This is a genomic window from Paraburkholderia atlantica (assembly GCF_000092885.1).
In the GTDB taxonomy this organism is placed as follows: domain Bacteria; phylum Pseudomonadota; class Gammaproteobacteria; order Burkholderiales; family Burkholderiaceae; genus Paraburkholderia; species Paraburkholderia atlantica.
On record NC_014117.1, the window covers coordinates 2161861 to 2173889 of the forward strand.

General features: G+C 65.8%; 11 protein-coding genes. 4 read left to right on the plus strand and 7 right to left on the minus strand.

Annotation, left to right across the window (positions count from 1 at the left end):
* Positions 1–166: 166 nt before the first annotated feature.
* From argA to proP, 3 genes are all read left to right on the plus strand, one after another.
* A complete protein-coding gene (argA, locus tag BC1002_RS09590) occupies positions 167–1555 on the plus strand; it encodes an amino-acid N-acetyltransferase (RefSeq protein ID WP_013089848.1) in 1389 nt (462 codons plus the stop codon).
* Positions 1556–1685: 130 nt separating this feature from the next.
* On the plus strand, positions 1686–1958 hold the full coding sequence (locus BC1002_RS09595) for an oxidative damage protection protein (protein WP_013089849.1): 273 nt from the start codon (positions 1686–1688) through the stop codon (positions 1956–1958).
* Between the two features lie 734 nt (positions 1959–2692).
* Positions 2693–4162, plus strand: a complete 1470-nt coding sequence (gene proP / locus BC1002_RS09600) for a glycine betaine/L-proline transporter ProP (RefSeq protein WP_013089850.1) — start codon at positions 2693–2695, stop codon at positions 4160–4162.
* A gap of 69 nt (positions 4163–4231) precedes the next feature.
* On the opposite strand, the gene BC1002_RS09605 is transcribed toward proP, so the two are convergent.
* From BC1002_RS09605 to BC1002_RS09635, 7 genes are all read right to left on the minus strand, one after another.
* Positions 4232–4720, minus strand: coding sequence for a metallophosphoesterase family protein (locus BC1002_RS09605; protein ID WP_013089851.1), 489 nt, complete (start codon positions 4718–4720; stop codon positions 4232–4234).
* 8 nt (positions 4721–4728) lie between these two features.
* A complete protein-coding gene (locus BC1002_RS09610; protein ID WP_013089852.1) occupies positions 4729–5535 on the minus strand; it encodes a hypothetical protein in 807 nt (268 codons plus the stop codon).
* Positions 5536–5537: 2 nt separating this feature from the next.
* Positions 5538–6113: a TMEM175 family protein gene (locus tag BC1002_RS09615; protein WP_013089853.1), complete on the minus strand. Its 576-nt coding sequence runs from the start codon at positions 6111–6113 to the stop codon at positions 5538–5540.
* A 147-nt stretch (positions 6114–6260) separates the two neighbouring features.
* A complete protein-coding gene (locus tag BC1002_RS09620; RefSeq protein ID WP_013089854.1) occupies positions 6261–6614 on the minus strand; it encodes a cupin domain-containing protein in 354 nt (117 codons plus the stop codon).
* A gap of 28 nt (positions 6615–6642) precedes the next feature.
* Complete coding sequence (locus BC1002_RS09625) at positions 6643–8040, minus strand: FAD-containing oxidoreductase (RefSeq protein WP_013089855.1); 1398 nt, start codon at positions 8038–8040, stop codon at positions 6643–6645.
* A gap of 168 nt (positions 8041–8208) precedes the next feature.
* Positions 8209–8397 (minus strand): hypothetical protein, encoded by a 189-nt coding sequence (locus BC1002_RS09630; RefSeq protein WP_008922008.1) that lies wholly within the window; start codon positions 8395–8397, stop codon positions 8209–8211.
* 135 nt (positions 8398–8532) lie between these two features.
* Positions 8533–10848, minus strand: coding sequence for a putative bifunctional diguanylate cyclase/phosphodiesterase (locus BC1002_RS09635; RefSeq protein ID WP_013089857.1), 2316 nt, complete (start codon positions 10846–10848; stop codon positions 8533–8535).
* A 555-nt stretch (positions 10849–11403) separates the two neighbouring features.
* Here BC1002_RS09635 and BC1002_RS09640 point away from each other — a divergent pair.
* Positions 11404–12003 (plus strand): lysozyme inhibitor LprI family protein, encoded by a 600-nt coding sequence (locus BC1002_RS09640; protein WP_013089858.1) that lies wholly within the window; start codon positions 11404–11406, stop codon positions 12001–12003.
* Positions 12004–12029: the final 26 nt, after the last annotated feature.

Here is a 12029-nt window from a genome sequence, read left to right on the forward strand (position 1 = left end):
CCCTCCTCCCGACGCGCGTCACGCGCCTGATCGGGTCTCGCATCCTGCGCAGGCTGGCGCATCGTGTCGCCGGGGTTGGCCGGCTCGCCGGACGACGCCGGTTTCTCGTTCGCCCCAGCGGGACTTTTGGGTACATTCGACATGGGGGCGCATTATAATCCCCGGCATGAATTCCCAAACCGACCTCGTCCCCGCGCCCGCGAGCGTTCCGGCCCCCGCCGACTCGACGGAAACCCTCGCCCAGCACGCGCAATTCGTCGACTGGATGCGTTCAGTCGCACCATATATCCACGCGTTCCGAAACAAGACATTCGTTGTCGGTTTCGGCGGCGAAGTGGTGCATCAGGGGCTGCTGAATGCACTCGTGTCCGACATTGCGCTGCTGCAGGCAATGGGCATCCAGATCGTGCTGGTGCATGGCTCGCGCCCGCAGGTCGAGGAGCAGATGAGCCTGCACGGTGTCGAATCGGAGTTTTCGCACGGCATGCGCATTACCGACGCGCGCGCGCTCGAGTCCGCGAAGGAAGCGGCCGGCGAAGTGCGTCTCGACATCGAAGCCGCGATCAGCCAGGGTCTGCCGAACACGCCGATGGCGCACGCGCACATCAGCGTCGTGTCGGGCAACTTCGTGACGGCGCGCCCGGTCGGCATTCTGGACGGCGTCGACTTCCAGCACACTGGCCTCGTGCGCAAGATCGACGCGGATTCGATCCGACACTCGCTCGCGAGCCGCAAGCTTGTGCTGCTGTCGCCGCTCGGCTTCTCGCCCACAGGTGAAGCGTTCAATCTGTCGATGGAAGACGTGGCCTCGGCCGCGGCGATCGCGCTGCGCGCCGACAAGATCGTGTTCCTGACCGAAACGCCGGGCCTGATGGAAGCCAGCGAAACCGGTACCGAGCTGATCCGCGAACTGTCGCTCGACGACGCCTACAAACTGCACGAAAGCGGCGAAGTCACCGGCGACGCCGGGTTTTACCTGAAGCATTCGATCCGCGCCTGCCGCGGCGGCGTGCCGCGCGCGCACATCATCCCGTATGCGCTCGACGGCAGCCTGCTGCTCGAACTGTTCCTGCACGACGGCGTCGGCACGATGATCTCGTACGAGAACCTCGAAAGCCTGCGCGAAGCGACGCCGGACGACGTCGGCGGCATTCTCGCGCTGATCGAGCCGCTCGAAGCGGACGGCACGCTGGTACGGCGCGGCCGTCACCAGATCGAGCGTGACATCGACCACTTCTCGGTGATCGAGCACGACGGCGTGCTGTTCGGCTGCGCGGCGCTGTATCCGTATTCGCAGGAGCGCATCGGCGAAATGGCGTGCCTGACGGTCGCGCCCGAAGCGCAAGGGACCGGTGATGGCGAGCGTCTGCTCAAGCGCATCGAGCAGCGCGCGCGGGCACGCGGCCTCACACGCATTTTCGTGCTCACCACGCGCACCGAACACTGGTTCCTGAAACGCGGCTTCGTCAAGGCTACGGTCGACGACCTGCCCGAAGACCGTCGCCGACTCTATAACTGGCAGCGCAAGTCGCTCGTGCTGATGAAACAGCTTTGAATAGCCGCGTGATCGTCCCCATCTGATCGAACTGGCGCCTGCCCACCTCACATTGATACAGTAACCATTTTTCATGGGACCGCAGTTAGTGCTAAAGCACCAACTCCGGTCGACACAGGAGAAGCACAGCATGACTCGTATGGTTCAATGCGCGAAGCTCGGCAAGGAAGCCGAAGGCCTCGATTTCCCGCCGCTGCCGGGCGAACTCGGCAAGCGGATCTACGAAAGTATCTCCAAGGAAGCCTGGCAGGCCTGGTTGAAGCAGCAAACCATGCTGATCAACGAAAACCGCCTGAACATGGCCGATCCGCGCGCGCGTCAGTATCTGATGAAGCAGACCGAAAAGTTCTTCTTCGGCGAAGGCGCAGATACCGCATCGGGCTACATACCGCCGTCGGCCTGAGCTTGCCACGTCGAGACAACTCAACACCACGCTTCGCCCGAACGGGCAACGCACGGCTAAAAGTCCGCGCCGCAAGCGCGGATTTTTTTCGCCCTGACATCGGCGGCGTATCGTGTCCGCATTGCCGTCGTCTTCCCGTCAAAAAATCGTCCCGCTAATGTTCTATGCGGTCCGTTTTCAAACCCGTTCGGACCCCGCCAAAGCCCCCGCCCGGCAATGGATGCAGCCGCATCGGCGACCCCTCCTCGCGCCCCGGTTTGCACGATCCTCTGTCATCGTGCTAACATATGCCCCGTTTCAGCTGCAATTCACCTTCATTCGTGTTCTTTTCAAGTTGACTCGGCGTGCGTTTTCCGCGCATGCGTCATCCTGAATCGAGCTGTTTTTAAACAAGAAGGCTCGTCGGTCGTTTCCCCGCCTCAAGCGGAAAAATTCAAGACCGGCCTTTTTCGTTTCAAGCCTTCAGTGGCGCATGGGTCAGCTTCCGCCAGCCCCGCGTCCTTCATGCATCTGCCCCCCTTCCACGGCCACGCAGGTGCAACAGTCAGCACAATCTAGACGAGTGTTTTTTCGCGAACTTATCGCGAGGCACTGGCGTTTGTTTCTTTTCGCCAACTGTTCCGCCGCCGGATAAACGGCGCCGCGGATACCCTCGCCACGCTCACGAAATTGCACTTCCAGCAACCGAGGCGGAACGCATCACGAGTTTCGTCGCAGTCATTGGAGTTTTTACCTTGACCGCTTCCAGCAACGGCTTCTGGCGACATCACAAACAAGAACAACGCCTTTCCCTCGACGACATCACCGTCGTCGATCACTCCCTCCTGAAACGGGCCGTCGGCGCCATGGCGCTCGGCAACGCGATGGAATGGTTCGATTTCGGCGTGTACAGCTATATCGCGGTAACGCTCGGCAAGGTGTTCTTCCCTTCGTCGAGCCCGTCGGCGCAGCTCATCGCAACCTTCGGCACGTTTGCCGCGGCGTTTCTCGTGCGGCCGATCGGCGGCACGGTATTCGGGCCGCTCGGTGACCGCATCGGCCGGCAGCGCGTGCTGGCGATGACGATGATCATGATGGCCGCGGGCACCTTCGCGATCGGCCTGATCCCCAACTACGCGACGATCGGCATTCTCGCGCCGGTGCTGTTGCTGCTCGCGCGCCTCGTGCAAGGTTTCTCGACCGGCGGTGAGTACGGCGGCGCCGCGACCTTCATCGCCGAATTCTCGACCGACAAGCGCCGCGGCTTCATGGGCAGCTTCCTGGAGTTCGGCACGTTGATCGGCTATGTGCTCGGCGCGGGCACGGTCGCGCTGTTGACGGCGACGCTGTCGACCGACGAGCTGCTGTCCTGGGGCTGGCGCGTGCCGTTCCTGATCGCCGGTCCGCTCGGCCTCGTGGGTCTCTACATCCGTATGAAGCTCGAGGAAACGCCCGCGTTCAAGAAGCAGGCCGAACAGCGTGAAGCCGAGGACCGCGCGGTGCCGAAGCAGTCGTTCCGCCAGTTGCTCTTGCAGCAATGGAGGCCGCTGCTGCTGTGCGTCGGCCTCGTGTTGATCTTCAACGTGACCGACTATATGGCGCTGTCGTATCTGCCGAGCTATCTGTCGGCGACGCTGCACTTCAACGAAACGCACGGCCTGTTCCTCGTGCTGCTCGTGATGATCCTGATGATGCCGTTGACGCTTGCCGCCGGCCGTCTGTCCGACGCGATCGGCCGCAAGCCGGTGATGCTGCTCGGCTGCGTCGGTCTGTTCGCGCTGTCGATTCCCGCGCTGCTGCTGATTCGCATGGGCACGGTGTTGCCGGTGTTCGCCGGTCTGATGATCCTCGGCGTGCTGCTCTCGTGCTTCACCGGCGTGATGCCGTCGGCGCTGCCGGCGCTGTTCCCGACCCGGATCCGCTATGGTGCGCTCGCGATCGGCTTCAATATCTCGGTGTCGCTGTTCGGCGGTACGACGCCGCTCGTGACCGCATGGCTGGTCGACCGCACCGGCAATCTGATGATGCCCGCGTACTACCTGATGGGCGCCTCGCTGATCGGCATCGTGTCGGTGCTCGCGCTACGCGAAACCGCGCGCAAGCCGCTGCTCGGCTCGGGCCCGTGCGTCGCGACGCGCGCCGAAGCACACGCGGTGCTGCGCGGCGAGCGCGAGGCCGAGGAGATGGATGAAGGGTTCGCGGCGGGTGCGACCGCGCGTGCCTGATCCGCGCAGTCATCCCTCGCTAGAGTAGTGTCGAAGCGGGCCGGCGATATTCGCCGGCCCGTTTTTTTTTTACGTCAGCAGCGAATCGAACGTCGCGCTGACCTGCGTGCCTTCGACGATCAGTCTACCCGCGCACACCGGCAGCTTGAAACGCCGCGGCCCCGCGCTGCCCGGATTGACGTACAGCACGCCGTCGCGCTCGGCGATCGACGGCTTGTGCGAGTGGCCGCTCACGACGACCCGAATGCCTTCGTCGTGCGGCACGCAGCCCAGTTCGGCGATGTCGTGCACGACCAGAATCGTCACTTGCTGGACGGTCAGCCGCGCATGCGTCGGCAAAGACGCGGCCCAGTCGCCCGTATCGTTGTTGCCGCGCACCGCGGTCAGCGGCGCGATCCGCGCGAGCGCGTCGAGCACGTCCGGGTTGCAGATATCGCCCGCGTGAATGATCGCGTCACAGCCGTCGAGATAATGCAACGCTTCGGGACGCACGAGGTTGTGCGTGTCGGAGATGAGCCCGATACGGGCAGCAATCGAAGGTGGGCGCCGTGAAGCCATGCTCAATCTCACTCAGTCTGCGGCTGCGCCAACTCTCGCGCCGCCGCGTGAGCGCGCCGCTGCCCAGCCAGCATGAGCCGCGTCAACCCCTGCACGACGACCGACACCACCGCCGCGCACGCAAAGCCCGTCGCCACACCGTACTGCGGCAGCAGCAACGCCGTCACCGCGAAGAACGCGGCGAACGAGCCGCGCCCGACCACCATGCCGCGCATCAGCAGCGCGACGAAGTCCGCGCCATGCGCACGCTGAGCCGATACCGCGAGCACGATGCCGAGCAGCGGAAACACCGACAGCACGCCACTCCAAGCCGCGCCCATCGATGCAGAGGCCGCCGTCACCGCGAGCGTCAGCAGCGCGCCCGCGAGCATCCTTACGGCCAGATCCGCGCGTCCGACGCGCGCCGCCGGCACATGGCCCGTCGCGCGCGGCAAGCTGCTCTGCGACACCGCCACGCCCACGCACGCCGCCGCCAGCGCCCATCCGGCCGAGCCGGGCAGCCGCACGATCAGCAGCGCCGCGCCGAGCCAGCCGGCCACCCCCACAAGTAGTGCAAGCGGCCAGTCGAAGCGCCGGCAAGTCCACCCATAAGCAAGATTGAACGCCTCCAACGCGGCGATCGCCGCAATCGACGCCGCCGACGCCTGCGCCGCGAACGCCGGCCCGCGCTCGAGCGCGAGCAGCAGCATGATCGGTCCAGCGACGACCGGCAGCCCCGCGAGCCATCCCGCGACCGATGGTCCCCAGACGCGCGCGGCCACCGTCAGCGCGGCGAGAAAGGCCGGCACCAGCACGAGCTTCAGCGCGAGCAGCATGCTCAGGCCTCCAGCACGTGTTCGATGCGCCGGTCCGGCACGAACCACCAAGCGGCCGCGAGCGTGTACAGCGCAGCCGACGCCCACGGCACGACAAACGCGAGCCCGATGCCGGTCAGGTAAACAACGACCGAGACCTTACCCTTGAAGTCGCTGCCCAGCGCTTTGGCCAGAGCCGAATCGCGTCCATGCTGAGAAATCAGCGCGCGCGTCAGGATGAAATACGCAATCGCCGACATGAACAGCACGATGCCGTACATCGCGGTCGGCCACGCGGCCAGATTGTTTCGGCCGACCCAGTGCGTGACGACCGGCAGCAGCGACAGCCAGAACAGCAGATGCAGGTTCGCCCACAGCACCTTGCCGTTGACCGTCTGCACCGCATGGAACACGTGATGGTGATTGTTCCAGTAGATGCCGACGTAGATGAAGCTCAGCACGTAAGCGCAGAACACCGGCACGACCGGGCGCAGCGCCGCGAGATCGTAGCCCTCGGGCACCTTCAGCTCCAGCACCATGATCGTGATGATGATGGCGATTACGCCATCGCTGAAGGCTTCGACGCGTCCCTTGCCCATGCTGCGATGTCCCGAAGATGAATGCGGTGGGGCGCACAGCCCGCCCGCGCATTGCGCGCGGGCCGCGCCGCTGCCGATTATCCGTGATGGTGTGAGGATTTGTCGATGCGCGGAGCCGGCCGCGCGGATGGCTCCGTCCGCCGCGGCTCACGGGTAGTGGACGGCGAGCCACACGCTTGGCTCGGTGTCGCTCGTATATGCGACGCGGTGCCGGCAATGCGCTTCGATAAGCACGTGATCGCCTGGCTTCATCGGATGCGGCTCAGGGTCGCCGTCGAATTCGAGCACCGCCGCGCCGCTGAGCAGCACGACCCATTCGGCGCGCGGGCTGTCGTACCAGAAGCCGGGCGGACTCGCCTGCCCGGTCGAGACGATCCGCTCGATCGTCACGCCGCCCTGCTCGACGAGCGCGTCGACCTGCTCGTCGGTCGTCGTCGCCGGCCGCGCGACGGCGTCGAACAGGTTGCCGCTGTTACGTGCGGGTTTGAGCGAGCTTGTCATTCGCGTGTCGCGCCGGCGTCAACGCGGTTCATTGCATCGGCTCGAGCCCATCGAGCAGCGTCGGCACGAGTTCGCTGATGGTCGGATGCACGTGCATCGCATATTGCAAAGTCGGATATGGCGCGCCCGCCGTCATGATGTCGACGAACGTATGGATCGCCTCGTCGCCCTCGACGCCGTGAATCGCCGCGCCGAGTATCTGTTTGCTGTTCGCATCGACGAGCGCCTTCATGAAGCCGTCGGTTTCGCCACGCTCGCGCGCACGGCCCACACGCGACATCGGCATCGTCGCGATCAGCGCTTTGCGGCCGCTCTTGCGCACCTCCTCTTCCGACATGCCCACGCGCGCGAGCGGCGGATCGACGAACACCGCGTACGTCATGATCCGCGTGTCGACGCTGCGCGCGCCGCCGTCGAGCAGGTTCGCCGCGACGATCTGGTAGTCGTCGTAGGACGTATGCGTGAACGCGCCGCGGCCGTTCACGTCGCCGATCGCCCACACCCCCGGCACGCTGGTGCGCAGCTGGCCGTCGACGATGATCGTGCCGTGCCGGTCGGTCTCGATGCCGGCGACGTCGAGACCGAGGTCGTCGGTATTCGGCGTGCGGCCGGTCGCGACCAGCAGGTGCGATGCTTCCATCGCCGGGATGTTCTGCTCGAAGCCGATGCACACGTCGTTCGCGCGATGCGGATGCGGCTCGACGCGCGTCGGCTGCACGCCGAAATGAAACTCGACGCCCTCGCGCGCGAGCACCTTCTGCACCGACTCGGCGAAATCGGCATCCTCGCGGTTGAGCACGCGCTCGCCACGCACCAGCACGCTGACGCGGCTGCCGAAGCGGCGAAACACCTGCGCGAATTCGAGCGCGATATAACTGCCGCCGACGATCACCAGATGATTCGGCAACGTGGTCAGTTCGAGCAGCGTCGAGTTGGTGTAGTACGGAATCCGCTGGATGCCATCGAGCGGCGGCACGACCGCGCGCGTGCCGGTGTTGATGAAGATTTCGAACGCGCTGAGCTCGTCCAGTAGTTGGCCGTCGCGTCCGATGATCGAAAGCGTGCGCGCGCCGGTGAAGCGCGCGTGGCCATTGAACACCGTGATGTTTTCCGTGCCGCGCAGCCATTTTTCGACGCCGCTGCGCGACTGCCCGATGATCCGGTCCTTGCGCGCCTTGACGGCCGCCATATCGACGCTGACCGAGCCCACCTGCACGCCGAGGTCCGCCGCATGGCGCGCCACGTGCGCCGCGCGGGCGCTCGCCACATAAGATTTGGTCGGTGTGCAGCCAACATTTACGCAGGTGCCGCCGAAGTCCGCGCGCTCGATCACCGCGGTGCGGCGCCCGCTTTGAGCGAGCCGCACGGCGAGCGGCGAGCCGCCTTGTCCCGTACCGATCACGACTGCGTCGAAGTGCTGTGGCATGGCAACTCTCCCGGGTCTGGGTGCAGGTCGTAGCATCTTACGCTTAGTGCCACGGGCTGCCATGCGATGTCGGATTGTGCGGGCGCTTTGGCGACGGCCCGTTTTGCCGCGCGCAGCGCGCAGCGGCGCCAATCAGTCTGGGTTACTGCGAATACTTCGCGGGACTTCTCAGGCGTGGCAATGAACCGCGCAAATCAACTCGCGCGAACGCTGCAGGGCGGCCTGCGCGCCGCGCGCCGCGAATACCCAGCCGACCTGGCCGAGATTGAAGTCTTGCGACACCATCACCTGCATCAAAGCGACCATCGGCAACACGACCGATGGCCTGTAAAGCTGGTTTCTGATCAACTCTGACATCACGACCCCCATTGCGGAGCGCCGCTTCGGCACCGCGCACCAATAACGTTTCAATGGGGGAATTCTAGGGAGCGCGTCGCCGCCGATAAATAGCGGCAATGCGAAGTCACTTGTTCGGCAAACTGAACAATCGGGTCAGGACGCCTTCGCCATGCCGATCAATTGCGCGTCGTACAGCGTGCGCGCATAGGCGCTAGCCCCGACCGGCCGGCTGTACAGGTAGCCTTGCTGCTTGTCGCAATCGATCGCGCGCAGAAACGCCGCCTGCTCGGCGGTTTCGACGCCCTCGGCGGTCACGTTCATGCCGAGCGAGTGTGCCATCGCGACGACCGCCTGCGTGATCGCGATCGAATCGCGATGATCCGGCAGCCCCGCGACGAACGACCGGTCGATCTTCAGGTTATGCAGCGGAAAGCGCTTCAGGTACGACAGCGAAGAATAACCGGTGCCGAAATCGTCGACCGACACGCGCACGCCCATTGCGCTCAGCGCGCACAGCATCGGCAGCACGGTGTCGCTGTCGCTCATCAGCAGCCGCTCGGTGATCTCGAGTTCTAGCGCGGCGGGTTCGAGCCCGGACTGCGCGAGACAGCGCTCGATCCGCTCGAGCAGCCCGTCGTTGAACTGCCGCGGCGACAGGTTCACCGCGACGATCAGATGCGGCGCCAACGTGCGCCGCCACTGCGCGACCTGCTGGCAGGCGTGGTCGAGCACCCAGTCGCCGATCTCGACGATCAGCCCGGCGTCCTCGGCGACCGGAATGAATTCGCCCGGCGACACGTTGCCCAGTTCGCTGTTGTACCAGCGCAGCAGCGCTTCCGCGCCGATCGTGCGAGCGCTCTGGCTATCGACGATCGGCTGGTACACGAGGCTCAGCTCGTTGGCCGCGAGCGCGCGCCGCAGCGACTGCTCGATCGTGAAACGCCGCTGCAGATGCTGGTTCAGCTCGGCGGTGAAGAACTGGAAGTTGTTGCGACCGCGCTGCTTCGCGTGATACATCGCCGAGTCGGCGTTGCGCATCAGCGTCGCGACGTCCTGGCCGTCTTCGGGAAACAGGCTAATGCCGATCGACGCACCCAGGTAGTACTCGTTGCCCGCCACCGCGAACGGCACCGCGATCAGGTCGAGAACGCGATGCGCGAGGGCGATCAACTGACCCGTATTGCCGTACGCGCTAGCGACGATCACGAACTCGTCGCCACCCACGCGCGCCAGCGTGTCGCTGCGCCCGACGCAGGCCGACAGCCGCTCGGCGACGCTGCACAGCAAGGTATCGCCGGCTTCGTGACCGGCGGTGTCGTTGACCTTCTTGAAGCCGTCGAGATCGACGAACAGCACGGCGACGCTGGCGAGTTCGCCGCCATGGTCGCCGCTGGCGCGCGGCGCGAACAGGTCGCGCATCCGCTCGGTCAGGTAGGCGCGGTTGTAGAGGCCCGTCAGCGAATCGCGCGTGGCGAGGTACTTCAGCTGGCGCTGCGCCTCGCGCACCGGCCCGATATCGGAAAACGAAATCAGCACGGAGTCCGGCTCGCTGTCGCCGGGCCGCAGGATCGGCACCACGTTTTCCGTGATCCACACGACTTCGCCGCTCATCAGCTCGAGGCCGATCGTCACGCCGAGCATCGGCTTGCCGGTCGCGAAGACCTGGGTGACCGGACGGTTGCCGTCGCCGATCACCGAGCCGTCCTCGCCGAACGCGCGTGTCATCACGGTCTGCATGCTGCGGCCGACGACCTGCGGTGTCACGTGCAGCATGCGCTGCGCACTCGGATTGCAGGCAAGCACGATGCCGGTGCGCGACTGCACGACGATGCCTTCGCTCAGATGATCGACGACCAGCCGGTGACGCTCCTCGCTATGCGCGAGGCGCTGCGCCATCGCGTCCTGATGGACCGCGAGGCCGACGCTGCTGCCGATGTCGCGCAGCATCGCCTCTTCCTCGGGGGTCGGACGGCGGGTGGCGCGGTAGTAGACGGCGAACGCGCCGAGCACGATGCCGGCGTCGTTTTCGAAGGGCACGGACCAGCAGGCGCGCAAGCCGTGCGGCAATGCGAAAGCGCGGAAGTTTTCCCACAGCGGATCGGATTCGATGTCGTCGACGATGACCAGACGGCGCTCGAACATCGCCGTGCCGCACGAGCCGGCGCGCGGACCGATCGCGGCGCCCTCGATCGCGGCGCTGAACGGGGGCGGCAGCGACGGCGCACCGCCGACGCGCACATGCAAGCCGTCGGGGTCGAGCAGCAGGATCGAGCAGCACGCGCCGTCGCCGAGCAGCGCCTCGGCGCGACGGCAGACTTCGTCGAGCAACTCGGGCAGCGGCGTGTTGCGCGTGATCAGCCGCAACACGCTGCGCTCGGATGCGAGTACTTCCTCGGCCCGTTCCGGGCGATAGCGGGCGCCCTCCGGCGCGGCTGTCGTCGTGCCACGTGATGTCGCTTCGCAAATCATAGTTGCGCCCCCCCAACCCAACATCGGCAAGTTAGTGTACGCGGCACACCGGGGTTTACGCTAAGCACGGCGTGAAAATCCGCAGCGCATCGCGTGCGGACGGCTACGGGTGTGGCGTGCAAGCATCGGTTGACGCGGGTACGACGGACGACGGCGCTTTTGGGGTGCCGGTTCGTGGCCCGGAGGCGCTGCGCGGCGGCTCGACGCGCCGGACCGCCGCGGCAGGTAGCGGCGGCCCGTTTGGCACGATTGTCTTCAGCGCGGCGGCGGCGTCAATCGCTAAATTGTCAATGGTTGCCGCCGCCTCCTGGAGGCCCCTTTGACCATGCCGGCCTATGGGCCCCCGCTTCCCATAACTAGACGTTGCGCCTTTTTCATGACACGCGAACGCGCGCTCGCGCCCGCAGCGCTTGCGCACGGCAAAGGCCAGCCGGCAAGCCCGCGCGGCAACATCTGGTAATGACCCGCCCGTACTCCGGCGTTATTCGGACGTGTGCGGGGCGGGCAGCCGGCCGATCATCGGCGGCATGACAATCGATGCCCCGCCGGGACCTGATGACCCTCTTGCGCCCCCTCCTGATCGCCGGACTGCTGCTCGCGCATCCGTACGCCAACGCCACCAGCTTCGATTGCCAGCGCGGCCGCTCGCCGGCGGAGCGCATGATTTGCGGCGATTCCGCGCTGTCGGCGCTCGACGACACGTTGGGCGAACTCTACTGGAAAGCGCGTCGACGAGTCGCCCAGCGCCGCGCGTTCATCGACGACAGCGACAGCAAGTGGGCCTGGCGCGAAGCGAACTGCCGCGACGCCGGGTGTCTGCGCACGTGGTACACGACGCGCATCGACGAATTGCAGCGGCTGCTGGCGAGCTTGCCGGGCGGCGCGCGGCACACGGCGCCCGTGGGTGGGGATGCGCAAGCGCACTCGGACCCCTCGCCGCTGCAATGCACGGCCGCAAAGCCCGGCCTCGTCGTCAACGAGCAGTGTGCGAGCGTGATCGGGCAGTCGGGTCAGCGGTGGAAGTATCAGCCGCGCGATGGCGACTGGTTCTGCGGCGTGGCCACGCTCGAGGCGGCGGACATGGCGCCATCGCAAGCGCAAGCGCCGATGCCGATGCCGATGCAACCGCAGGTGCAGGCGGGCGTCGGGGAATGAGACGGAAGAACGCACGGGTCTTGAAT

Bases quoted from the DNA above. Each gene is read 5' to 3' on its own strand.
- argA (WP_013089848.1), top strand. From the start codon at position 167: ATGAATTCCCAAACCGACCTCGTCCCCGCGCCCGCGAGCGTTCCGGCC.
- BC1002_RS09595 (WP_013089849.1), top strand. From the start codon at position 1,686: ATGACTCGTATGGTTCAATGCGCGAAGCTCGGCAAGGAAGCCGAAGGC.
- BC1002_RS09605 (WP_013089851.1), bottom strand. From the start codon at position 4,720: ATGGCTTCACGGCGCCCACCTTCGATTGCTGCCCGTATCGGGCTCATC.
- BC1002_RS09610 (WP_013089852.1), bottom strand. From the start codon at position 5,535: ATGCTGCTCGCGCTGAAGCTCGTGCTGGTGCCGGCCTTTCTCGCCGCG.
- BC1002_RS09615 (WP_013089853.1), bottom strand. From the start codon at position 6,113: ATGGGCAAGGGACGCGTCGAAGCCTTCAGCGATGGCGTAATCGCCATC.
- BC1002_RS09620 (WP_013089854.1), bottom strand. From the start codon at position 6,614: ATGACAAGCTCGCTCAAACCCGCACGTAACAGCGGCAACCTGTTCGAC.
- BC1002_RS09625 (WP_013089855.1), bottom strand. From the start codon at position 8,040: ATGCCACAGCACTTCGACGCAGTCGTGATCGGTACGGGACAAGGCGGC.
- BC1002_RS09630 (WP_008922008.1), bottom strand. From the start codon at position 8,397: ATGTCAGAGTTGATCAGAAACCAGCTTTACAGGCCATCGGTCGTGTTG.
- BC1002_RS09635 (WP_013089857.1), bottom strand. From the start codon at position 10,848: ATGATTTGCGAAGCGACATCACGTGGCACGACGACAGCCGCGCCGGAG.
- BC1002_RS09640 (WP_013089858.1), top strand. From the start codon at position 11,404: ATGACCCTCTTGCGCCCCCTCCTGATCGCCGGACTGCTGCTCGCGCAT.